This is a genomic window from uncultured Planococcus sp., assembly GCF_947501725.1.
Taxonomy (GTDB): Bacteria; Bacillota; Bacilli; order Bacillales_A; family Planococcaceae; genus Planococcus; species Planococcus donghaensis_C.
The window spans coordinates 262,649-287,043 of the sequence record NZ_CANMXD010000001.1 but is presented as its reverse complement, the minus strand read 5'-3'; the positions used below and the strand labels follow the sequence as shown (position 1 = coordinate 287,043).

At 47.6% G+C, this 24,395-nt stretch carries 21 protein-coding genes; 8 read left to right on the top strand and 13 right to left on the bottom strand.

Going from position 1 to position 24,395, the window contains the following annotated elements:
- Positions 1-79: 79 nt before the first annotated feature.
- The 3 genes from Q0785_RS01435 to Q0785_RS01425 form a co-directional block, all read right to left on the bottom strand.
- Positions 80-721, bottom strand: coding sequence for a YitT family protein (locus Q0785_RS01435; RefSeq protein WP_298824176.1), 642 nt, complete (start codon positions 719-721; stop codon positions 80-82).
- 66 nt (positions 722-787) lie between these two features.
- Complete coding sequence (ybaK, locus tag Q0785_RS01430) at positions 788-1,279, bottom strand: Cys-tRNA(Pro) deacylase (protein ID WP_298824172.1); 492 nt, start codon at positions 1,277-1,279, stop codon at positions 788-790.
- Between the two features lie 62 nt (positions 1,280-1,341).
- Complete coding sequence (locus Q0785_RS01425) at positions 1,342-3,501, bottom strand: DNA topoisomerase III (protein ID WP_298824169.1); 2,160 nt, start codon at positions 3,499-3,501, stop codon at positions 1,342-1,344.
- A gap of 268 nt (positions 3,502-3,769) precedes the next feature.
- Here Q0785_RS01425 and Q0785_RS01420 point away from each other — a divergent pair, with 268 nt between their 5' ends.
- Positions 3,770-4,705 (top strand): nuclease-related domain-containing protein, encoded by a 936-nt coding sequence (locus Q0785_RS01420; protein WP_298824166.1) that lies wholly within the window; start codon positions 3,770-3,772, stop codon positions 4,703-4,705.
- A gap of 159 nt (positions 4,706-4,864) precedes the next feature.
- Here the strand turns inward: Q0785_RS01420 and Q0785_RS01415 are convergent, their stop codons facing one another.
- A complete protein-coding gene (locus tag Q0785_RS01415; protein ID WP_223640018.1) occupies positions 4,865-5,428 on the bottom strand; it encodes an NAD(P)H-dependent oxidoreductase in 564 nt (187 codons plus the stop codon).
- Between the two features lie 153 nt (positions 5,429-5,581).
- Positions 5,582-7,405 carry a sodium:proton antiporter gene (locus tag Q0785_RS01410; protein WP_298824159.1) on the bottom strand — a complete coding sequence of 608 codons (1,824 nt, stop codon included), beginning with the start codon at positions 7,403-7,405 and terminating at the stop codon, positions 5,582-5,584.
- 147 nt (positions 7,406-7,552) lie between these two features.
- Here Q0785_RS01410 and Q0785_RS01405 point away from each other — a divergent pair, with 147 nt between their 5' ends.
- Together Q0785_RS01405 and Q0785_RS01400 are read left to right on the top strand one after the other, a co-directional pair.
- A complete protein-coding gene (locus Q0785_RS01405; protein WP_298824156.1) occupies positions 7,553-7,735 on the top strand; it encodes an SE1832 family protein in 183 nt (60 codons plus the stop codon).
- Between the two features lie 37 nt (positions 7,736-7,772).
- Positions 7,773-9,338 carry an ABC-F family ATP-binding cassette domain-containing protein gene (locus Q0785_RS01400; protein WP_223640012.1) on the top strand — a complete coding sequence of 522 codons (1,566 nt, stop codon included), beginning with the start codon at positions 7,773-7,775 and terminating at the stop codon, positions 9,336-9,338.
- Between the two features lie 42 nt (positions 9,339-9,380).
- Here Q0785_RS01400 and Q0785_RS01395 read toward each other — a convergent pair whose 3' ends face one another.
- From Q0785_RS01395 to Q0785_RS01385, 3 genes are all read right to left on the bottom strand, one after another.
- A complete protein-coding gene (locus Q0785_RS01395; RefSeq protein ID WP_298824150.1) occupies positions 9,381-10,835 on the bottom strand; it encodes a phospholipase D family protein in 1,455 nt (484 codons plus the stop codon).
- Between the two features lie 130 nt (positions 10,836-10,965).
- The gene (locus Q0785_RS01390; protein ID WP_223640006.1) at positions 10,966-11,502 is read right to left on the bottom strand and encodes an RNA polymerase sigma factor; all 537 of its coding nucleotides are present in this window, start codon (positions 11,500-11,502) and stop codon (positions 10,966-10,968) included.
- A gap of 217 nt (positions 11,503-11,719) precedes the next feature.
- Positions 11,720-12,964, bottom strand: coding sequence for a CNNM domain-containing protein (locus Q0785_RS01385; protein WP_298824141.1), 1,245 nt, complete (start codon positions 12,962-12,964; stop codon positions 11,720-11,722).
- Positions 12,965-13,110: 146 nt separating this feature from the next.
- On the opposite strand from Q0785_RS01385, the gene Q0785_RS01380 reads away from it, so the two are divergent.
- The 4 genes from Q0785_RS01380 to Q0785_RS01365 all read left to right on the top strand — a co-directional run bounded on the left by Q0785_RS01380 (position 13,111) and on the right by Q0785_RS01365 (position 17,248).
- A complete protein-coding gene (locus Q0785_RS01380; RefSeq protein WP_298824796.1) occupies positions 13,111-14,490 on the top strand; it encodes a dipeptidase in 1,380 nt (459 codons plus the stop codon).
- A gap of 78 nt (positions 14,491-14,568) precedes the next feature.
- On the top strand, positions 14,569-15,141 hold the full coding sequence (locus tag Q0785_RS01375; protein ID WP_298824138.1) for a glycerol-3-phosphate acyltransferase: 573 nt from the start codon (positions 14,569-14,571) through the stop codon (positions 15,139-15,141).
- A gap of 94 nt (positions 15,142-15,235) precedes the next feature.
- Complete coding sequence (locus Q0785_RS01370; RefSeq protein WP_298824135.1) at positions 15,236-16,093, top strand: DegV family protein; 858 nt, start codon at positions 15,236-15,238, stop codon at positions 16,091-16,093.
- Between the two features lie 135 nt (positions 16,094-16,228).
- Complete coding sequence (locus Q0785_RS01365; RefSeq protein WP_223639982.1) at positions 16,229-17,248, top strand: DUF2804 domain-containing protein; 1,020 nt, start codon at positions 16,229-16,231, stop codon at positions 17,246-17,248.
- Positions 17,249-17,300: 52 nt separating this feature from the next.
- On the opposite strand, the gene Q0785_RS01360 is transcribed toward Q0785_RS01365, so the two are convergent.
- Both Q0785_RS01360 and kynA read right to left on the bottom strand, forming a co-directional pair.
- Positions 17,301-18,014: a glycerophosphodiester phosphodiesterase gene (locus tag Q0785_RS01360; RefSeq protein WP_298824128.1), complete on the bottom strand. Its 714-nt coding sequence runs from the start codon at positions 18,012-18,014 to the stop codon at positions 17,301-17,303.
- A gap of 10 nt (positions 18,015-18,024) precedes the next feature.
- Positions 18,025-18,879 carry a tryptophan 2,3-dioxygenase gene (gene kynA, locus Q0785_RS01355; protein WP_223639976.1) on the bottom strand — a complete coding sequence of 285 codons (855 nt, stop codon included), beginning with the start codon at positions 18,877-18,879 and terminating at the stop codon, positions 18,025-18,027.
- Positions 18,880-19,016: 137 nt separating this feature from the next.
- On the opposite strand from kynA, the gene Q0785_RS01350 reads away from it, so the two are divergent.
- Positions 19,017-19,532, top strand: coding sequence for a YusW family protein (locus Q0785_RS01350; RefSeq protein ID WP_298824123.1), 516 nt, complete (start codon positions 19,017-19,019; stop codon positions 19,530-19,532).
- Between the two features lie 95 nt (positions 19,533-19,627).
- On the opposite strand, the gene Q0785_RS01345 is transcribed toward Q0785_RS01350, so the two are convergent.
- The 3 genes from Q0785_RS01345 to Q0785_RS01335 all read right to left on the bottom strand — a co-directional run bounded on the left by Q0785_RS01345 (position 19,628) and on the right by Q0785_RS01335 (position 24,174).
- A complete protein-coding gene (locus tag Q0785_RS01345; protein ID WP_298824120.1) occupies positions 19,628-20,473 on the bottom strand; it encodes a GNAT family N-acetyltransferase in 846 nt (281 codons plus the stop codon).
- 154 nt (positions 20,474-20,627) lie between these two features.
- A complete protein-coding gene (locus Q0785_RS01340) occupies positions 20,628-22,454 on the bottom strand; it encodes an ABC transporter ATP-binding protein (RefSeq protein ID WP_298824117.1) in 1,827 nt (608 codons plus the stop codon).
- Complete coding sequence (locus tag Q0785_RS01335; RefSeq protein WP_298824114.1) at positions 22,447-24,174, bottom strand: ABC transporter ATP-binding protein; 1,728 nt, start codon at positions 24,172-24,174, stop codon at positions 22,447-22,449. The genes Q0785_RS01340 and Q0785_RS01335 overlap by 8 nt, the downstream gene beginning before the upstream one ends.
- Positions 24,175-24,395: the final 221 nt, after the last annotated feature.

The window sequence follows — 24,395 nt, the reverse complement described above, 5'->3', positions numbered from 1 at the left end:
GCCCCACCAACGGGACATCGCTGCAGATATCATTGGTATAAAAACAAGCTTTACTGTTATCATTTTAAGCTGGCTCAGCTCAAATTTTGAGCACAGGCGGAATTTCTTCTTCTCTGCCGATGAGCGTCACCAGCAGCTTTTCAAATTGCGGCAGGGAGACTTGCACGATTCTCCCGGTCAGCAACGCCACTGCAATCGTACCGACGCCAACCGGTCCGCCGAGCAGCCAGCCGAGCAAGGCGACACCCACTTCGATGCCCGCCCGCACGACGCTGATGCTGAGCCCGGTCTTTTCAACGAGCATCATCATCAGGCTATCCCGCGGCCCCGCTCCGATTTTCGGCGACACATAGAGGCCGACGCCATAACCCGAAACCACGATGCCGGCTGACAAAATCAGGATTTGTCCGACCAGCGTGTGGATGTCCGGAATCAGAAAGTTGAAAATATCGATGAATACCCCGATCAGCACCATATTCAAGAAGGTGCCGATTTGCGGAATTCGCCGTGTGAACAAAGCCGTGCTGGCAATCAGCACAAACCCGGCGATAACCGACCAGGTACCGATCGTCAATCCGAAATTCAGGTACAGCCCGACATGCAGCACATCCCATGGTCCGATGCCCAGCTTGCTGCCTTTGATGGTCATGGTGAAACCAAGAGCGAGCACGATCAATCCGACAATAAAAAACAGCCAACGGTAAAACAACGAACGCTTCATCCAAATCCTTCTTTCTGCTAGTGTGATATGAAAAATCCACCCATTCTAAAAGAATGGATGGAGGCCTCATTGACCGGAGGCTGTTAATTCGGCAAACTGGGCATCTGTCACACCGGCCAGTTCGGCAGGAGCCAGTTTCAACTGCATGCCGATTTTGCCGGCGGACACAATCATTTCAGGCAATTGTTCCGCTTCAGTTGAAAGAAATGTCGGAAACGGTTTTTTCATCCCGACAGGTGAACAGCCACCCCGGATGTAGCCGGTCAAAGACAGAATATCTTTGGACGGTGCCATGTCGATTTTCTTTTCGCCGGCGGCTTTAGCCGCTTTTTTCAGATCCAGCTCTTCTGCAACCGGAATGACGAACACATAAGCCTGCTTTGACGCACCGATCGCCACCAGTGTCTTGTAGACAAGGTCGGCAGAGGCGCCGATTTTAGCGGCAACAGAAACACCGTCCACTTTGCCGTCATCGGTGCTGTAATGAAGCAGTTCGTAAGAAATCTTCTCTTTGTCGAGCATGCGTGCCGCATTGGTTTTTGCGATTTTCTTAGCCATGGCGTTTTCTCCTTATCTGAAAACTCTCTTCTTCACAGCATACCATCTTCATCAGCGGGTTTCTATTCGGTTTGGCCCAATAATTTTTTCAATGCATCTGCCATTGCCGTATTTTGCGGCGCTTCATCCTGCTGGTTCAAGTATTTATTGACGTCTTTCTTATTGGCTTTGGACTGGCCGGATTTTTTGCGTTTCTCAAAGGCCGACAGCTTCTCGCGATGTCCGCATTTGCAGACGAAGATCTTGCCATCGCCTTCGCCCTGCATCTCGAGTTTCTTGTGGCAGTTCGGGCAGCGTGCATTGGTCTGCATCGCCACATTCTTTTTGTATCCGCAGTCACGGTCCTGGCAGACATTCATCTTGCCGCGCTTGCCGTTGACTTCCAGAAGCGGCTTGCCGCAATCCGGGCACATTTTGCCGGTGATGTTGTCGTGCTTGAATTTCTTGTCGCTCTTCTTGATGTCCGACACCGATTTCTCGGCAAAGACGATCATTTCTTTGATGAATTCTTCTTTTTTCAATTGGCCTTTGGCGATCTTGGTCAACTGCTGTTCCCAGTCGGCTGTCAGTTTCGGCGACTTCAAGTCTTCCGGAACAAGCTCGAGCAGCTGGCGGCCTTTTGAGGTAATCGTCAGGTCCTTGCCTTTTTTCTCAATCAGGAATGTATTGAACAACTTATCGATGACATCGGCACGCGTCGCAACCGTCCCGAGGCCACCCGTTTCGCCAAGCGTTTGGATCAGCTCTTTCGATTCACCGCTCATGAACTGTGCCGGATTTTCCATAGCGCCGAGCAGCGTTCCTTCATTGAAGAAAGCGGGCGGCTTGGTTTTGCCATCAGTCAAGGCTATGCCTTTGATGGCCAGCTTCTGGCCATTTTCGAATGGCGGCAGTGTCGTATCGTTGTCGTCGCCTTCATCTTTGTAGACGCGTTTCCATCCTTCATTGCGAATCGTATTGCCTTTCGCCTGGAAGGTCTCCCCGCCGGCAGTCAGCTTGACGGTCGTCTGGTCGTACTCATACTGCGGATAAAATACCGCGAGGAACCGCTTGACGATCATGTCGTATAATTTATGCTCTTTGTCGGACAGATCATGCAGCGGCGGCGTTTCTTCCGTCGGGATGATGGCATGGTGATCGGAAACTTTGGCATCGTCGATCACACCTTTTTGCGGGGCCACCGGATTTTTCAGGATCATCGCGGCCAAGCTGCGGTACGGTCCCATCTGCACCGCTTTGACGCGGTCTTTCAAGGTATCGCGCATATCGCTCGTCAGATGCTTCGAGTCGGTCCGCGGGTAGGTCACGATTTTATAGCACTCGTACAGATTCTGCAGCGTGTTGAGCGTCTCTTTCGCCGACCAGCTATAGCGCTTGTAGGCTTCTTTCTGCAGTTCGGTCAAGTCGAATAAAGGCGGTGCCGGCTGCCGTTTCGGCGTAATCTTGATATCCTTCACCGTGCCTTCATGCGTATTCTGGAGTTTATTGAACAGCTGATCGACTTTGTCCTTATCGAAGGATTGCGTTGAGTTGCCGTCCGTCCAGGTGAATGCCGCTTTGTCCGTAATCGCCTGCATGCCGTAATACGGCTTCGGCTGGAAATTGCGTATTTGCTGCTCACGTTCGGCAATCATCGCCAATGTCGGCGTCTGCACACGGCCAGTCGACAATTGCGCATTGTATTTGACGGTCAGCGCGCGCGTCGCATTGATGCCGACCACCCAGTCCGCTTCCGCACGCGCGACAGCTGCCGCGTAAAGGTTTTCGTAAGCTTTGCCATCTTTCAGGTTATTGAAGCCGTCTTTGATGGCTTTGTCGGTGACGGACGAAATCCACAGCCGCTTCACAGGCTTGCGCGTATTCGTTTTCTCCAGGATCCAGCGCGCCACCAGCTCGCCTTCGCGCCCGGCGTCTGTCGCGATGATGACATCTTTGACATCGCCGCGCTGCAGCTGTGATTTAACCGCGTTGAACTGTTTCATCGACTGCTTGATCGGCACCAGCTTGAACGGCTTCGGAATGATCGGCAGCGTGTCCATCTTCCATTCCTTAAAGTCGTTGTCGTACTGCTCCGGCTGGGCATGCGTCACCAAGTGGCCAAGCGCCCACGTGACGATATACTGCTTGCCTTCCAGGTACCCGTTGCCTTTTTGTTCGCATCCGAGAACACGCGCAATATCACGCGCCACGGACGGCTTTTCTGCTAAAACGATTGATTTCATTTGGATCCACCCTCATTTCTGATGTGATTATTGTAACATTTTCTGATTTTAAAGGAAAAAAATGCGCCAGAATCATATTTCTCGTTCAATGGAACATATTTAAATTTTTGTGAGTCGTATTTCAGAACCAATGGAACGTATTTCACTCCCAATGGATCGTCGTATCCAGTTAAAACTGCATTACCTTGAAAATAAAGTCGGAATATTCTTGATTTCATTAGTCGATAACGCTATATTATTTTAAACTCCCTTGAAAGGAATGATGTGTTTGCAACTGTTTGAACGCCGGCGGCCTAATATCCTTATTTATTTGGAAGCATTGCTTGCCCGAACCCCTCATCATCCAACCTATGCCGATGTAAAAGAAAAAGTGAGGACCTGGACCGCTGGATATGCCGGCGAAAAGTGGTTTGACCGACTCTGGCATGATTATGCAAATGATGAAGTCTTCAGAGTTATCCCCGACTATGCTATTCCTTCTCATCAAATGGATGCCGTCTGTGTCTTTTCCAAATTCATTGCCATTATCGAGATAAAAAACATCGGTGGAGTCATTGAAATGGACGGAACGACTCGGCAATTCACCCGCACACTGCATACAGAAACCATGGGTATGAGAAATCCCGACGATCAGCTTTATCGCCACGAAAAAAAGATCCGGCAGCTGACCAACTATAAGATTCCTGTTATCGGCATTGTTGTATTTACAAATCCCTCAAGCATCCTCAAGCTCGAAGCTGTTGAACGACGAGTTATCCATCTCTCCGGGCTCCCATTTGTATTAGATCAATTGATTGAACAACATGCCACCTACCCGTCATTTGATGTTCCCCAACTATGCGATCTTCTCCTGGCTTACCAATGTCCACCCACAGCCTATCAGTCCGAACCCATTACTTTCCCATTACAAACCGGTGTTTTTTGTTCCGCATGCTCTTTTTCGAAAATGGTCTATTCCCGCGATTTATGGCGGTGCCTCAATTGCAGCCATAGGCAGCAGGATGCTCATTTATTAGCCCTGCAAGATTATCGCTTATTAGTTGCAAACACTATTTCGAATCAGGAATTCCGGAGCTTTACGGAGATGGAGTCAAGGTCGAACGCTGTGAAAATTTTAAAGCGTTGCGGTTTCAAAACTGTTGGCAACTATAAAAGCCTCAGATATATGATTCCTGAGATGGACTTGCGGAATAAAGCCAAATAGGGAGGAAAATCGTATTTCGGGCTCAATGGATCATATATGCGTGGCTGTGGATCGTATCCTATTCCTAACGAGTCGTATTTCCAGGCTTATGGAACGTATTTCATTTCCAGCGGAACACAAACAAAAAAACCTCCCACACAGGGAGGTTTTTCTCATCAATCAATGATTATCCAGCGTTTCCTTCGATAGATGCTTGCTCATCTCGGCGTATTGCACGAAGACACGCGCCAATTCGCGCAGACGGTTGTGGACATCTTCGTTGGTGATGGTATTGGTTTCATCGAAATGGCTGCTGTGGGTGTAGACATAGTTCGGCGTCACCAGGCAGCGGAAGTAATCGAGAATCGGCTTGAGCTGGTTTTCGATGACCAGGTGATGCTGATACGTGCCGCCGTTCGCCACAATCGATACCGGCTTGTAGCGCATCGTGCGCGGATGCAGCATATCGAAGGTGTTTTTCAGCACACCAGGAATCGACCCCTGGAAAATCGGCGACGCGATGATGTAGCCGTCGGCGTCTTCAAAGCGGCGGACGATTTCCTGCATGCTGTCGTTGTATTCGCCGAGTGGGCGGCCATCGACGAATTGATGGTCATAATCGGCCAGCTTTAAAATCGTTAATTCCATTTCGGGATTGAATTCCTTGATGTAGATCTCCACCTGCTCCAGAATGGCACCGGTCTTGCTCCCCAGAATCGTTCCGTCTACTAATAAAACCTTCATAATCCTATGTCCTCCTCAGAATGCGTAAAGTAACTGTCGGTTGTCTGTTTTTGAATTCGCATCATTACAATAAAATCCGCAACAATCCGTTTGTTTTCATCATAACAAACCCTGTTTCACAATACGCATCGAAAAGCTTAGAAGCGTATGAATTCATTCTTTAGACTGAGTGGCGAGCTTGAAACGTTTGTTTTCCAAGCGCTCTTGTGCACGATCCGACTGGCGAGATGGTGAAGTGAAGCTGACAATGGTATCTCCAGCTTTCGGCTCAAGCTTATTGTTTTCAGCGAAGAATTCAATTTTTCCTTGGGGCCGCTGGATAAACAGCGGAATGTTTTCACCTGTCCATTTGCCTTGGAAATCTTCAAAGCTGAACTGCTCCGTCAACTGCGTTTTGCGCATCGTATAACCTTCTTCTGTCTTCATCTCCAATTCGTGGATGTTCCATGTCTCTCCGAACAGGGTCCGCCCACTCAATGAGGAATGAAAATCGGCCGGATCTCCTTGGTGGATGGCCGTCTGATAGAGGTTTGCGCGGCCCAGTTCCGGGACAAAATTATTGACGACAAGCGCATTGTAGGAATCGGTTTCACTTGCGACGATCATCGTCTCATATGGCGTCAATTCCACTTCGTAATCTGTGTGCTCCGACAGGATTTCACCGGCGTAAGTCTTCAATCCAACCTGGCGGGCCCCTTGGAGACGGCCCCAGGATGGATCCATGATCAGCACATTTTTATTGAAGTCAGCCAGTGCTTCGCCAAGCTTGGTTGCGAACCGGCTGGCACCCACGATGATGATGCCCGGATCGTCGGCTGTCGCCAGGCCAAGCTTTCTGCCCAGCCAGCCGATGGTGAAGCCGTGGACCACAACTGTCGAAAAGACCAGCGCGAATGTCAGGGCGGTCAGGAGTTCCGCATCCGCGAAACCGGCATCGAGCAAAACTCCCGCAAAATAACCGGAAACCGTCAATGCCACAATTCCGCGCGGCGCAATCCAACCGACCAGTGTCTTTTCCTGCAGGGTCAAATCAGTGCCGATCGTCGACAGCCAGATCGACAATGGACGAACGACGAACAACGTCGCCAGGACAAATGAAATGATTTGCCAATTGAAGATTCCGACCAATACATCAAGACTTAAAGAAGCCGTCAGCATGACAAAAATACTGGAAATCAACAAGACAGAGATATTCTCCTTGAAATGGCGCATGTCGTTGATCGAGGCGATGTTCATATTGGCCATGATCATGCCCATAGCGGTAACTGCCAGCAGCCCGGTTTCATGCATAATCAGATCCGACACGACAAATGTCAGCAGCACCATACCGAATACCATCGGCGCTTTCAGAAATTCCGGGACCTGCCCTTTCTCGAACATCAGCCCCATCAGCCCCCCCGCTCCTGCGCCAAGTACGGCTGCAAAAAGGGATGCCAGGAAGAACAGGCCAAAAGCGGCGGCTGTTTCGTCGCCATTGGCGAACAGCACAAACTGGAAGGCAAACAAAGCCAGCAGCGCCCCGAAAGGATCTACGATAATGCCTTCCCATTTCAGGATGGCAGCAGGACGCGATTTCAGCTTTGCCTGCCGAAGCAACGGCAGAATAACCGTTGGGCCTGTGACGATGAATAGTCCACCAATGACAAAGGCTACCGCCCAGGACAATCCGGCGATATAATGCGCTGCGAGCGATCCGACAATCCAGGCGATGAAAGCACCAAGTGTGACGATTCGTAAGATCGGCTTGCCGAAAGTGCGGATTTCCTTGAAATTCAAGTTCAAGCTGCCTTCAAACAGGATGATGGCAACCGCTAACGAAATAAAGGGATTGAACAGATCTCCGAAACTTTCAGCTGGATGGATCACTTCGAAAATCGGTCCGACCAGGAGACCTGCGATCGACATCAGGACAATGGCAGGAAGCTGAAGACGCCAGGCGATCCATTGGGAGAGCACTCCCAGAAAAATAATTAGCATCAAGTCGAATAATAAGGTATCGATGGCAAGTCACTTCCTTTTGTTCTTTTTTTGGAATTATACAGGTTTTATATAATGAATGAAAATCGTTAAGGATTCAACTTTTGTGTTTTTGTGTTACAATGGTAGAAAAATAAGGGTGATTTTGTGAACAAGCAGGAATTGGAATACGCGATTGCTGAGCTGAAGATGGATTACGTGCGCCATCAAGGTGATATCGAGAAGCTGGAAACGACTGGACATGCCGGAATGGTTGAGAAAGCGGAATTGCGTTTGGAAAAAATGGAACTAAAACTTGCGGAATTAAACCAAAAACTCGCGGATCTGTAACCGCGATTTTTTTTATGATAATGGAGGAATTTATTAAATGAGTTTATTGACAGTAGAAAATTTAAGCCACACGTTCGGTGACCGGACCCTTTTCAACGATGTATCGTTTCGATTGGTCGAAGGTGAACATGTAGGATTAGTCGGGGCCAATGGCGTCGGGAAATCGACAATGATGAATATTTTAACGGGCAAGATCATCCACGATGACGGACGCGTTGAATGGCAGCCACGGACCCATTATGGTTATTTGGATCAGCACACCCAACTGCAGTCTGGACGCACAATCCGCGAAACCCTTCAGGACGCGTTCCTGCCTCTTTACCAGAAAGAAGCGGAATTGAACGATGTCGCCATGCAAATGGGTGATGCCGATCCTGAACGGTTGGAAGAACTGCTTGAGCAGATGGCGGAAGCGCAGGACGCTTTGGACGCTGGAGATTTTTACACATTGGACGGCAAAGTCGAAGAAATTGCACGTGGTTTAGGCCTCGATGCAATCGGGCTTGACCGCAACGTTGAAGCTCTTTCCGGTGGACAGCGCACCAAGCTGCTATTGGCGAAGCTGCTTCTTGAAAAGCCGAAAGTATTGTTATTGGATGAGCCCACCAACTATCTAGACGAAGAGCATATTCAATGGCTCGTCAATTATTTGAAGAACTATCCGCATGCCTTCCTGTTGATTTCTCACGATACAGAATTCATGAGCAGTGTTACGAGCGTCATTTTCCACTTGGAGTTTTCACGCCTGACGCGTTACACAGCGACTTACGAAAAATTCATCGAACTTGCTGAGCTGAGCAAGCAACAGCATTTGGACGCTTACGAGAGACAGGAAGACATGATCAAGAAAACCGAGACCTTCATCGCGAAAAACAAAGCGCGTGCTTCTACAACCGGCCGTGCCAAGTCACGCCAAAAACAACTGGACCGCATGGATCGTATCGACAAGCCGGAAGTTGCGGCAAATCCGCAATTCGCATTCAAGGAAACACGCAGCCCGAGCCGCTACGTCGTTGAAGCCGAAGCTCTTTCCATCGGCTATGACAAGCCGCTCTTGCCACCATTGACCTTCATGATCGAACGCGGTGAAAAGATTGCCCTTGTCGGCATGAATGGTGTGGGGAAATCGACCTTGCTTAAAACGATGCTCGGCAAAATCAAGCCTTTGGACGGCGATGTGCTCCGCGGTGAATATTTGACTCCAAGTTATTTCGAACAGGAAGTCAAAGCACCGACGCATACACCGCTCGATGAAATTTGGGCAGCTTACCCAAGTATGGACCAAGGCCAGGTGCGCGGCGCTCTTGCCCGTACTGGTTTGAAGAACGAACATATTTCACGTCCGATGACACAGCTGAGCGGCGGCGAACAAGCCAAAGTCCGCCTTTGCAAATTGATGATGGAAGAAAGCAATTGGCTGATTTTCGATGAGCCGACCAACCACTTGGATATCAATGCAAAAGCTGAACTGAAACGGGCGATGCAAGCTTATAAAGGCACCATCGTTCTGGTAAGCCATGAACCTGACTTCTACGAAGGCCTGGCAACAAAAGTCTGGGACGTTGAAGAATGGATTACAGCCGGCAAACCGGTACAATCGTAATAACAAAAAAGCCTCTTCCGGTTTTCCCGGAAGAGGCTTTTTTCAATATGTCGTCAATTTGAACAGTTTTTGGAATCCATAGATGCCGCGCTGCCAAAATGTGAAGTCATCTTGGTATTCTTCAGTATCCAATGTATATAAGGCATCTTCATTATTCCAGAGCCGATCAAAATAAGTTTCCATGTCTCCAGTCAGTTCGCTGTCGTTCGGCGCCACAATCCTGATATTGCTTTCCAGATTATAATCATTGAACGCCCGCTCGGTGTAATTTGTGGAACCGCCCGAAACGATTGTTTCGTCCGATGTTTGAATCATGATGGACTTTGTATGGAATTGTCCGACAACCGCATTATACCAGCGGACCTGCAGACGATCTTCCGTTTCAGCCAACATCTCATGGACCACCGGCCGGTTCGGCAAACCTGTCTTTTCAGTACCAAAAGCATTTTCATTGGCGTCCAGGATCAAGCGGACCTCCACTCCGCGATTGGCTGCGTCCGTCAAAGCCTTGACCACACTGCTTTCAGCGATGTAGAACATCGCCAACTGGATGGTGTCGCCTTCTGCCGTTTTTTCAATATCCGGAAGCAAAGCATCCAACACTTTCCGTTCCGTCAAGTATTGCACTTGATAGTCTCCCTGTTGTTCAGCCGCCTCGATTCTGGGCAGCTCAGGCCCACCTGAAAATCGAGACACGGCTTCCTCTGCTTCCAAAATATCATTCACAACCGGTCCGCTGACTTTAAAGGCCATATTGCCGTGCAAGCCGCTGGCATTATGGGGATTCGCCGAACTGATCAATGCTTCATTTTCCGTAATGACCGTTTTCCGGTGATTGGCTTTAATATTCATCATCTTCAAGTAAGAAGACAAGGTTAAGTCAGATGCATCACTGGACATCCCGTTCGGTACCCAGCCTTTTCCGCCAGCATCAAACCATTGGAAAATCACCCGGTAAAACCCCGAATACAGTGGCGTAGAATCTCGCAGCTTGTCCAGGTCTGTCGTAATGACTTCGACGCCTTCATCTTCCAGCGTGCCCAAAAATTGATTTTCATAGGATCCGTAGCCAAAGTTCAGCGGATCCGTAATAAAGTAGATGGGGAAATCCGGATTTTCTTCTTTTTTGTCGAGTAAATGATCCGTCAAAGTTTCCGATACCGCTGGAAAGTCCGTATCCTGGTCATTGTAATTATCAAAAAGGAAAAGATCCAGAACGATGAATTCTTCCGCCTCATCGATCATGTCGTAAATTTCATTGAATATCCGTAATTCGCTTTCAGTTTCCGTACCTTCTTTATCTTGCGCGTAAGATAAATCATAAATCATTTCTACCTGTTCAACTGCATGGAGGTCACCTGCGCTTGAAATTCCTTCAGGCAAAGGCTTGAAAGTCTGCCATACGATGACTGCGATATACAGGAATGCCAGAATGCCGACGGTGCCCATAACAATCCGCCTTCTTCTGCTCCAATCCTGAAACTTCTTCTTTTTCATGGACTTTCCCCCTCCTGTTTATTATAACCAGTCAGAGAATAAAATCCTTATAATATTTTCCATAAAAAAATCACCGGACTTGTTGGCAGTTTCCAACAATTCCGGTGTAAAAACATAAATTTTTTCAATTTTAAATAGCTACTACATATTCGCGTGTACGATCGTCTTCCATCAGCATGTCCTTCAAGCGCTGCTTGCCGCGGAACAGACGGGATTTCACTGTTCCAATCGATACTTTCATCGCGTCTGCAATTTCAATCAACGAATATTGATGGACGTAGAAATAGAGGATCGTCGTGCGGTAAATCGTGTCCAGTTCTGAAATCTTATGGCGGATCATGACAGATACATCCTGTTTCTCAAGCAATTCAGCTGCACCGGCTGAATCAGAAGGAATCAGATCCAACAACGAAACATCCAAGCCTTCTGGCTGTTGAATCAGGTGTTTGCTGCGCCGTACATTTTTGCGGTAACGATCACGGAACGTATTCATGCAGATTGTCGTCAGCCATGCCTTTACATGATCCACTTCAGCAATCGAAGATTCATAGCGTACAACCTTCAGCCAAACTTCCTGCATCAAGTCCTCCGCTTCGGCTTTATTGCGTGTCAGTTTCAAGCATAAATGATAGATGTACCGATTATATTCTGTGTATAAGGTTTCCATGATCGTGCCCCCGTCCGTTCTGCTTGTCCAGCGAAGCTGTTGTTGCTTCCGCTTTCTCTTATATCCTTATCTTGACGGAAGTTTACCTTTCACTCTATCGCTTCTACTTTCATTTTCCTTACAAAGGTGTAATATAGGGAACTTTTTACAAACCGGGTTTCTTTTCGGTTGAATCCAGCCTGAACGAAAAAAACCCCTGTCCGAGGACAGGAGTTCGCTATGCCATTACTTCTTCTTTGTCTGTTTTTGTGATGGTTAAGCGCACAATACGGTTACGGTCCATTTCGTTGATTTCAACGTGAAGGTTTTCATAGGTGAACTGTTCGCCTTCGTCCGGCACATGCCCCAATTGCTGCATGACAAATCCGGCGATGGTGTCGTGGTCATTGGGTACTTCCACTTTGAACATGTCATTGACGTCTTCAATTTCAAGACGGCCATGGCATGACAATAAGGTATCCGTCATTTCAAAGACCAGTTCATCATCTTCTTCATCAGTTTCATCTTCGATATCCTGGCCGATCATTTCTTCGATAATGTCTTCGTGCGTGACAATTCCAAGTGTTCCACCGTATTCATCCAAAATAACAGCCATATGCTTTTTCTTCGCCATCATCATCTTAAAGACTTTTTCAACGCTGACCGACTGGACTACAAATAGCGGGTTATCGTCCATCAATTCTTCCAGCGTCAAGTTCGGATTCATCGACCATTCGATCAGTTTCTTCGAATAAAACAAGCCGACGACATTATCCATGCTTTCCTCATAAACCGGATAGCGTGTGTAGGAGGAATCCAGGATCAAGTCGCGAACTTCTTCATAGGTCGAGCCGATCGCAATGCCCACTGTATCGGTTCGGTGAGTCGACATGACGTCCGATACGTCTTTATGGGGAAAATCCAAAACCCCTTTGATGCGCTCGGATTCATCTTCTTCAAACGTCCCTTCCGTCGATGCAATGTCAACCATCGTCCGCAGCTCTTCTTTTGTCATAGTCGCTTCCTTCACCGAACCTTTTGAGATGATGCGAATGAAGATATTTGTAAACTGCGCCAGCAACCAAGTCAACGGCATCAGAATGACAACCAGGAAACTGATGACCGGGAATACAATGTAAGCTACTTTATCAGCAAATGTCGCCGCAATTGTTTTCGGCAGCACTTCCCCGAAGATAATAAGGACAATCGTCAGAATAGCTGTCGCAAGCCCGACTTCCCATCCCCGTGTAATTGCAATAGTCGTCACTAATGTCGGAAGCATGATGTTGGCGATGTTATTGCCGATTAAAATTGTCGTAATCATCCGGTCCGGCTTCGCAATTAATTTCTGCAGTTTCTGCGCCTTGGCGTCACCCTGCTCTGCGCGAAGATGGACCTTCATCCTATTTACTGCGGTCAATGCCGTTTCGCTTCCGGATAGGAAGAACGACATCACCAAAAAGATACCTAATGCTATAAACAATTTTATTTCCTCCAGTGCCTTAAACACATAATTTTACGAACTCTTTCCGTAGTAAACACTATACCACAGCCAATTTCCACTTGTCGAAAACCAAAACCTGGTATGTTATAATTTTTTCATACTCAAAATACACGAATCGAGGGATCCTGATGAACGCTCAAGCGATAGACCAATACTTCAAAGACAACCGGGAAGCACACCTGGACGAATTAAAAACGTTTTTGCGCATCCCTTCTGTCAGCTCTTTATCCGAACATAAAGCGGATATGCAAAAAGGGGCTGAATGGCTGATCACCGCATTTGAAAGTGCTGGCCTGGAAAACGCAAAAATCGATGAAACCGATGGACATCCGGTTGTTTATGCTGACTGGCTGCATGCGGAAGGCAAACCGACCGTATTGGTTTATGGCCATTACGATGTCCAGCCAGTGGATCCACTGGAGCTGTGGGAATCACCTCCATTCGAACCGCAAGTGCGCGACAACAAATTGTACGCCCGCGGCGCAAGTGATGACAAAGGCCAGGTATTCATGCACATCAAAGCTGCTGAAGCTCTTCTGAAACTGAACGGCGAATTGCCGGTCAACATCAAATTCATCATTGAAGGCGAAGAAGAGATCGGCAGCCCGAACCTTCCGAAATATGTCGAAGAGAACCAGGACTTATTGAAGTCCGATGTCATCGTCATATCCGATACCGGCATGCAGGGGCCAGGACGCCCTGCTGTCTGCTATGGACTGCGTGGACTTGCCGGCATCCAGATCGACGTTAAAGGTCCAAAAGGCGACCTGCATTCCGGACTATACGGCGGCGCAGTCCAAAATCCGCTGCATGCCATCGTTGAAATCCTGCAATCGTTCCGCGACCAGGAAGGCTTGATTCAAGTAGACGGATTTTACGACGACGTACTCGAAGTCTCCGATAAAGAGCGAGAAGAATTTGCGGCGCTTGAATTCGATCTTGAGCACGAGAAAAAAGAGATCGGCATTTCAGAAGACTTCGGCGAAAAAGGTTATTCTTTTGTGGAACGTACGTGGATTCGCCCGACACTCGAAGTCAACGGCATTACTGGCGGCTTTTCAGGTGAAGGCATCAAAACCGTTTTGCCTGCAGAAGCCAGCACGAAAATCACCTGCCGTCTGGTGCCGAATCAAGATCCTGACGATATCGTCGCAAAACTGAAAGCACACGTGGAATCCCATAAGCCGGCGGGGGTCACAGTTGAGATCTCCGAGTTCGATAAAGGAAAACCTTTCCTGACTCCTTTCGACCACCCTGCCATCCAGGCAGCGGGCCGCTCTTATGAAAAAATCTATGGCGTACCGACTGCGTTCACCCGTATGGGCGGATCCATTCCGATCGTTGCTGCATTCGATGAAATTCTTAGCTTGCCTATCGTCTTGATGGGCTTCGGGCTTGCTTCAGAGAATTTCCATGCACCTAATGAACATTTCCATCTTGAAAATTTCGATAAAGGCCTTCGCGTCATCAGCGACTACCTTTTCGAAGCTGCAGAGCTAAAATAAGCTTTATTATCAAGGCCTTCCCGCTATGCAGGGGAGGCCTTTCTACTCTGCTTTACTATCAAAATTGGAGGCTTCCTCATGATCGCATACTGGCTATTCTCTTATTTTATCGGTAATTTTTTGACAGCCTGGTGGATCGGCAAATGGAAAGGCGTTGATCTGCGTCAGCAGCGCAGCGGCAACCTGGGAGCGCGGAACGCCGGTGCCATCCTTGGAAAACCTGCCTTTATTTTGACTTTTCTTGGTGATGCCGGCAAAGGGGCACTGGTTGTCTGGATCGGGCTCTTTTTCAATTTCCCGATCTGGGAAATCGCTGTTGCGGGTCTCGCTGTCATTCTTGGCCATCTATTCCCGTTTTGGCTCAAATACCGCGGCGGCAAAGGAATTGCCGCTTTCATCGGTGTCACATTCTGCTTAACGCCGGATTTGTTTTTGGCGATGCTCATTCTCTTCCTGGCATTTTATCCTTGGCTCAAAAGCGCCACACTTTCGATGCTTGCCAGCTTTTCCGGTTTTATTGCAATGGCCATCATCCTCCAGGTCTGGCTCATTATCTGGCCTTTGATTGCAGCTATTTTTATTATTGTAATTAAACATAAATCCGATATTGTAGAATCATTCAACAACCGATTCCGCGCTTCTTCTTTGTAAGGAATTCATCTTCGACGGCTATTGCTACCGCAGACATATTATCCATGTTATAGTTTTTGTATTCTAATTATTCTAAAAAGGCGGGGGTTATATCATGAAAAAGCCGATTGCGTGGGTTATGGATACCACAGGATTTGTAACAGAGGAATTCAAGGCTCATCCGGACGTCTACATTGTTCCGTTGAACATCCATTTTGGGACCGAAGAATTCATTGATGATGGGGTGGATCTGACGAACGACGAACTTTATCGACGGATAAAGGAGGCATCCGAATTCCCTAAAACCTCCCAACCATCCGCCGGTAAATTTGCCGAACTTTACGACAAACTCAAAGAAGAATATGAATGCGCAATTGCCGTCCACGCTTCTGCAAAACTCAGCGGAACGATCGCCTCTTCTACTGCCGGCGCTGAAATGAGCGAGTTTAAGGTCTATGCAATCGACTCCCTGGCGTTATCCTATGGATTGTCAGGCTTAATCGAGCGTGGCCTCAAACTTCAGGAGCAGGGACTTGAAGCTGAAGAAATTGCGCAACGCCTGGAAAAGGAAACTGCAAATTTCCGCAACTACATTTTAATCGGCAACCTGACACAGTTATACAAAGGCGGCCGAATGAGCGGGGCCCAGTATTATTTGGGAAGCCTGCTGCAGATTAAACCGATTGTCCAGCTTACTTCCGAAGGTGAACTCCAGCCGATCGACAAAGTCCGATCCCACAAAAAAGCAATTCAATATTTGATCAATCATGCGAAAAAAGATTACGAGGAGTTTGGCATCCGACACTTCCAGATCATGCATGGCCATGTGATGAAAGAAGCCGAAAGCCTAAAACAAGAAGTGTTGAAAGAGATGCCGGATGCTGAAATTCTAATCGGAGACTTGAGTTCATCACTTGCTGTCCATGCAGGAGAAGGAACACTTGCCTTCCAGTGGAGACGGGACGCTTTGTAAAAGTAAACTGCGACTAATGACATGTAATTCATTTTTATTTTTCAGACTTTTCGGCTGAACCGGCCCTCCCTAAACGGATATTCCTCTTTTGTTCTGCTACAATAAGAGTAGAAGAATGATGGTGAGGTGGATTTAATGCAACATGTGGAACGAGAGCTTACTGAATTTGTAAAACTTTGTGATGCAAGAGGCCAATTAAATCCAAAAGCCATTGGGTATGCCAAACAGCCATTGGTGGAAAGCAATTTACGCGGCAATTTCATGCGGAAGAAAAAATGGAATTATTGGTGTGTGTTCGGAGACGAAATCCTGTTTTCTGCTACAATTTCCCATCTGGATTATGCAACTGTCTGCTTCGTATACTTCCTTAATTACGAAACGCAGCGGTTTTATGAAAAAACGATTGTAGTTCCTTTCACGCGACATGTAAAACTATCTGAAAACGCATTGGATCCTTGCTATTTCCGCAGTGAAACCATGACAATCGAATCAGTATATAGTCAGGACGCTACACATTTAACAGTCAGCGTCAAAGAATTTGATGGAGAAGATCTGGAAGCGCTTTTAGTCATTTCCCATCCCGAAGATTATGAATCCTTGAACGTCGTCGTGCCTTGGAATCGCCAAACTTTCCAATTCACCGGCAAACATACATCCCTGCCGGTCAGTGGGATGGTGAAAATCGGCAGCCAACAGTTTGAATTTGAAAAACTTGATAGCTTCGCCGTATTGGATTACGGCCGCGGCGTCTGGCCGCGGGAATCCGTCTGGAACTGGGGAATGGCATCCCAACGCTCGCTCGGAAAAGTGATCGGCTTGAATTTAGGCGGTAAATGGACCGATGGCACGGGAATGACCGAGAACGCTTTTTTCGTAAATGGCAAAATGACGAAAATCCATGAGGATGTCCTGTTCCATTACGATAAGGAAGATTATAAGAAGCCGTGGCTGATCCACAGCAAATTTTCCGATGATGTCAGACTGACCTTCTCCCCGTTTTTTGAACGTGTTTCCAAAACCGATGTGCGTCTCGTCAAATCGGAAGTCCATCAATGTTTCGGCTATTATAATGGTTATGTCCGTTATCCCGATGGCAAAAAACTGAAGATCACCCAGCTTCTCGGTTCCATCGAGGAGCATTACGCAAAATGGTAAACCAAAAAGACGAATCGGAGAAATCCGATTCGTCTTTTTTCATGATTCCTAATCAGCCGAAATGCGCCAGCATCTTTTCCGGATAATCCGTAAAGATTCCATGGACTCCGATTCTTTGCAGTTCTTCTGCGTAAGTCTGGTCATTGACTGTATAGACATAGACAATGGCCCCTTTGCGCAGAGCGTCTGTAGTCATTCTCCTGAACGCCGATGGCAAGGAAACATGGATCCGCTTCGTCCCGACAACACGGGCATAATCGTAGACATCCACCAGGACCGCAAAGGTCAGGATGGCGCTTTCCACTTGTTTTCCTTGGGCGATAGAATGAATATCTTCGTGGTTAAAGGAAGAAATCAGGATACGATCCGTAAATCCGCGCTTTGCGGCCAAGTCGATTACCTTATCGGCCAAGCCGTCATAAGGGAAAACATCGGTCTTCAATTCGATATTCAGCCGATGGTTGGTTTCTTCAAAAATATCGAATACTTCGTCCAAGGTCGGAATTTTTTCATCGTTCCATTCTTCGGAATACCAGGAACCGCAATCCAGCTCCCTCAGTTCTTTTAAAGTCATTTCTTTTACATAGCCTTTGCCATTTGTCGTGCGGTTGACTTTTTCATCGTGAATGACAACGATTTCGCCGTCTTTGGTTAAATGCACATCAATTTCGACACCCGTAATCGGCAATTCAGCCGCTGCACGAAAGGCTACTAATGTGTTTTCCGGATAATTCCCTGAGCAACCTCTATGCGCATAAATCTTCACAAAACCCCTCCTAAATATCTGTCCGTATTTCCCATAGTTCCGGGAAGAAGTATTGATCAAGAACTTTCTTCAAATAGTTGACTCCTGATGAGCCGCCAGTTCCTTGCTTGAATCCAATCACGCGCTCCACTGTCTTCATATGACGGAATCGCCATTGCTGCAGCCAATCTTCAATATCCACTAATTTCTCTGCCAATTGGTACAACTCCCAATAGGTATCCACATCGCGATAGATGGTTTTCCATGCTTCGCGCACACTTTCGTTGGATTCGTAGACCATACTGACGTCCCGTTCCAGTATTTCCTGATCGATGGCAAATCCGCTTCTGGCCAGTTTTTGGATCGCTGCATCATAAAGGCCCGGCGCATTGAATGCCTTTTCAAGTTCCACATGAAGCGGCGCATCTTTTTCATAGATCTTCAGCACATGTTTAGTTTTGTAGCCAAGGGCAAATTCAATCATTCGATACTGGTAAGACTGAAATCCACTGGCATTCCCCAAATCATCGCGGAACTCCATGTATTCAGCAGGCGTCAGCGTCGACAGCACATCCCAGCCTTGGATAATTTGCGATTGGATGCGTGACACCCGTGCTAATTGCTTGAATGCCGGCTGCAGATCGTCGTTATTGACATTGTCGATGGCCGCCTGCAGTTCATGCAAAATCAGCTTCATCCACAGCTCTGAAACCTGGTGGATGATGATGAATAAGGTTTCATCATGATGTCCACTGACCCCTTCCTGGGCTGTCAACAGCTTGTCCAAGTGCAAGTATTCCCCATAAGTCATGCTTTCCTTGAAATCTGTGCGAATGTTCTTTTCGGCTGCTGCGGCGATATTCTGTCCATTTTCGTAGTTGTTCATCAAAGTTGCTCCGTTCAATCTCGGCTTGTTCTCTGCTGGGCTCAGTTGGTGCCTTTTCTATAAGCTATTGATTAATTCCAGAAAATTCGGGAATGTGCATAGTAATAAGTATAAGCTAAGGGAAAGGATGAAATCAGATGATCTTCAATAAAAGAAATATAATGGCGCCTCTGCTGTTTTCTTCTGCCTTGCTGTTAGCCGCCTGTGGTGATGACGAGCAAGTAACGGAACCTGTGGACAACGAAAGCCAGGAACAGCCTGCCGATCCTGGAGGCACGGAAAATGCCTCTCCTGAAGGCGGATTGGACCAGGACAGCATCGGTGGCGAAACATTCGGTTTCACTGAGCTCGGCGTCAATGTCGACTACCCTGATATGGATGATATGATCGAAATCAGCTATGAGGAGGACCGCGATAAAGTTGAAGCTGAATTTAAAAACCAAATGACGGAAACGGATTTATCTGGAAATGATGCCATGGATGAAATTGAACCCGGACTCAGCCAATTGGAACTGACAACGGATACTTCCGATGACGAAGTCATCACACAAGTCATTGACGCTTTTGGGATTGAGGACGGATTTACTGAAATTGAAATCGAAGTCACATATCCTGACGGCACAGATAAAGAATACAGACAAACCAGCAATTGATTCAGCCTCTGGATAAACTTTCAGCTTGTGTTGCATCAAAACCCATTCGCTTACCCGCCTTTCCTGAATCGGGTATGTGCGGATGGGGCTTTTCGCTATACAGCTTCGCGCTTCCAATAAGAAATGGTTTGTATCCGCAGGAATCCTGATTTTTCGTAGACATGTAATGCTTCATTATCCGTTTCGACATCCAGCAGGACTTTCGTCAACCCCCGCTCGGAAGCAAGCACCCGGCACCATTTCAAAAACGCTTTGCCATAGCCCCTGCCCTGGTGAACAGGATGCACTGCAAAAGCCGTTACCCACAATGCTCCTTCTTCAGTCAGCAGCGTTGCAGTGGCGACCAGCTGTTGCTCTTTCCGAAGCAGCCAGATCTCCCTTTCCGGATCCACTAAATTATGCTCCAGAATCGGCACGATCGTGTCATCAAATGCCGCAGTCAGCAACTCGGTCAATTCTTCAGCTTCCGCTTGATACGGTAAAACCGTTATCCCCTCAGGCACAGTGCTCTCCGGCAATGGTTCAGCAGAAAGAAGAATTTCATTGAAGTCCGGTTGGTAGCCGATCTTTTCCATAAATGCAGCAATTTCCACATCATCTACAAAAGCCGCCAACTCACTTTCAGCCTGGCGCTGCGACAAGGCGTGGGATACACCATCTGCCAAAGCCGTTCCAAGCGAAAGTCTGCGGTAATCCGGATGGACAAACACTGACCACTCGTAATGGTGCAGTCCCACCATATCCGCCGCTGCGGCAAAGCCGATGAGCTCCTCCTGGTCCGTGTAGGCAATTACACCAAAGCCTCTCGCATCCGGTGCTCTCCATAGGGATGGATGAAGAACCATTCTTTGCTGTTCCGGCAATTCCTCCAGCAATTGCGTCATATCCCCCGCGGTTTGTTCGTCTATCGGAAATGAAACAATAGATAACGATAAATCCATTCTTATGCCTCCTCAGCTTATGCGTTGACATTCAATGGCATTGAACTTCCGATTGAATGAAATGCCTCTCTATTTTTATCGTATCATATAGCCTCTGGAATGTAAGGAATGCTACGAAAAAAGCCAAGTCCATTTAGCTGGACTTGGCTCTTCTTTATAATTTTGCGTCAGCCAGCATATTGGCGTAAATGCCGTCTTTGCTCAATAACTGCTGCTGTGTGCCTGATTCCACCAGTTCTCCCATCTCCATGACCAGAACCAAATCGGCTTTTCGCACCGTATTCAATCGATGGGCGATGACAAAGCTGGTACGCCCAGCCATAAGTCGCTCCAATGCTTCCTGTATCTTCAATTCGGTGACGGTATCGATGCTGCTCGTCGCTTCATCCAGCAACAGAATGACAGGGTCGGCAATCAAGGCGCGGGCAATCGACAGCAATTGCTTCTGGCCCTGGCTGATCATGGAGCCGTCTCCAGTCAAGATCGTGTCGTAGCCATTCGGCAGCTTTTCGATAAAGTCATGCGCGTTTGCACCTTTTGCTGCTTCCACCACTTCTTCATCCGTAGCGTCCAATTTGCCGTAACGGATATTGTCGCTGACAGTCGCTTCGAAGAGGAAAGGATCCTGCAGCACGAAAGCGATCTGTTTGCGCAATGTTTCACGCGGCATATCAGCAATCGGTGTGCCGTCCAATCGGATTTCCCCTTCATTGGCATCATAGAAGCGCGCCAATAACTGCATGATGGTCGTTTTCCCTGCACCGGTTGCACCGACAAGCGCCGCGGTTTGGCCAATGCCGACGGTAAAGCTGACATCACGGATGGTCCAGTCTTCTTCCGTTCCTTCGTATTTAAAGGACACGCGGTCGAAAACCACTTCGCCTTCCAATTTCTTTTCGACATTGAAGACCTGGTCATCCTTTTCTTCCGTCTCATCCATGATGGAGAAAACCCGTTCAGCGCCGGCAATTGCCGACAGTACGGTATTGAACTGGTTGGCCAGGTCGTTCAGCGGACGTGTAAATTGCCGTGAATACTCCGTAAAAATCACAATGACACCGATCGATACAGAACCGTTCAGCGCCAGGATCCCTCCGACACCGGCCACAATCGCAAAACTGCCATTATTGAGGAAGTTCATCACTTTAGGAATGAACCCGGCATAGGTCCATGCCCAGAATCCTGCACGCCGGAGCCGCTCGCTTTTCTCCCGGAATTCTTCCATTACACGCGGTTCCTGAGAAAAGGCTTTGATGATTTTTTGACCGGAAATCGTTTCTTCGATCATCCCGTTCAATTCCCCGATCGCTTTCTGCTGCTCTTTATAGAGACGGCCTGTGCGTTTGGTGATCCATTGAATGGAAATGTACATGAGCGGAATGATGATCAGCGTCAATAACGTCAGTAAAGGACTAAGCGTCAACATGACGATCGCCGTACCGGTCAAGGTCAAAATGCTTGAAAACACTTGGATGAAGGATGTATTTAACGTCGAAGAAACGTTTTCGATATCATTCGTCATCCGGCTCATCAATTCTCCGTGCTGGCGTTTGTCAAAGAAAGTGACAGGCAAGCGCTGGAGATGTGAAAAAAGCCGCGTCCGCATACGGAAAATCACCTGCTGGGCAATCCCCACCATCCAAAAATTCTGCAGATATAGAGAAACAGAATGGCCGATATACACGACAATCAGCCACAGCACCACAATTCCCATGCCGTTGAAGCTTTGCGGAACAATATATTCATCGATGATGAAGCCGATTAAATACGGACCAAGCAATGCCAAAGCCGAGCTGACGAAAACAAGCGCCAATACCACGATCAGCAGGAAACGCTGCTCATCCACCAGTTTCCAGATCTTCAGCAGCGTCGATTTCCAATTTTCCGCACGCTCCGTTTTCTTGTCGTCTTTCTTTTTCTTCAAGTCTTCCTTGGTAAGGATCGGTTCATGGCCGAAAGGACGGCGAATCGCATCAAACATATTCATCAACCTCCTCTTCCTGCTGGGACATGGCAATCTGGCGATACAGTTCAGAGCTCTTCATAAGCTCTTCATGCGTCCCATAAGCTGAAATCATGCCATCTTCCAACAGCAAAATGCGGTCGGCTCTCATCGCCGTCCTGATTTTTTGCGTGACCATCAGCATTGTCGCTTCTTCCCGGTCCAGCTCTTCCCACAATGCCGCCTCGGTTTTGACATCCAATGCACTTGTGCTGTCATCCAAAATTAAAATCGATGGCTTACGCACCAAAGCGCGCGCAATAGACAGGCGCTGTTTTTGGCCTCCGGATAAATTGACGCCTTTTTGTCCGACACGGGTAAAATACCCTTTCGGAAAACGTTCCACCGTTTCATGGATCTGCGCTTTGATGGCTGCATCAGCCAGTTCCTCCTGCACCACTTCATCTTTTCCCCAGGAAAGATTATTGGATATGGTTCCTGTAAAAAGAAGCGATTGCTGAGGCACGATGCCGATCGTTTTGCGCAATGCCCGCAGCGACCATTTTGTAACATCACCGCCATGCACCGACACCGTTCCCCCAGTTGCATCATAAAACCGGGGAATCAGCTGCAGCAAAGAGGATTTCCCCGATCCTGTCGCTCCCATGATGGCCAGTTTTTCATTGGCTTTCAAATGGAAAGAGATATTTTTCAGCACAGGCCGGGAAGTTTCCGGATAGGTGAATGAAACATTGTCGAAACGGATTTCACCACGGCGGATAGCTTCACTTTCTCCAACTTCCTCTTTTTCACGGATATCTTCCGCCAGCAGCACTTCTTCAAGCCGCTCGGAAGAAGCTTTCGCACGTGCAAAAATCATGATGATGAAGGAGAACATGGAGAAAGCACCGGTCATCCGCATCGCATAATTGACGATGGCCACCAGTTCACCGATCTGCGCTCCGCCGCTCCGAATTTCAAATGCTCCAAACCATAATACTGCCAGTAATGACAGGTTCATCCCGAATAATAAAATCGGCAAAATGATTTCCATGATCCTGAAAGCTTTCACCGTATCAACCTTCAAGGAGCCTGCCACTTCAGCAAAACGGTTGGTTTCATATTTGCCGCGCAAATAGGCTTTAATCAGACGCACAGCCTGCAAGTTCTCCTGGACGATCCGGTTGACCCGGTCCAAACGTTTTTGGACAAAGCCAAAATAGCTGACTCCTTTTTTAACCATGACATACAGAAAAATAAGCAAAAATGGAAAAACGATCACCAAATAGAAAGCCAGTTTAGGATTAACGACAAATGCCATGATCATGCTTCCCACCACAAGCAAAGGAGCACGCAGCATAATCCGCAGGCCCATATAAAGAACCTGCTGGACCAATGTGACATCACTGGTCAACCGAGTGATCAAGCCGGAAGCCGGGAATTTATTGAACATCGCCAATGAAAAAGATTGGATGCGCCCGTAAACGGCTTGCCGAAGATCAAACGAAAAGCTTTGCGAAGCATGCGCCGCAAAATAGGAATTGACGATCCCTGAAACAAAAGCGATGACGGATAAGGCCATCAGCACAATCCCTAACTGGATGATGACGTCCTGATCCCTTGCCACAATTCCTTCATCAATTATGCTGGCGATGACTAGCGGCTGCATCAGTTCCACCGTCAGTTCCAGAAGCATTAAAATCAACGCGATGACGATATAAAATTTATATGGTTTGGCATATGAAAAAACTGTTTTCATGGAAGTGCCTCCTAAACGTTTCGAAACTCGAACCTTTGTACTGAATAGTATGCCATAATTTTCAGATATCGAATAGAGATTTCTATTTTTGCGCGTAAAAGCGATGCCGTTTTAAGCGGCATCGCTGGCATTAAAATTATATAGGCAGAAATCAGCAAAACTAGTTTTGCTGAGCTTGTAGACAAAAGAATATTGATGTCATTTAAAGAATGAACACACAC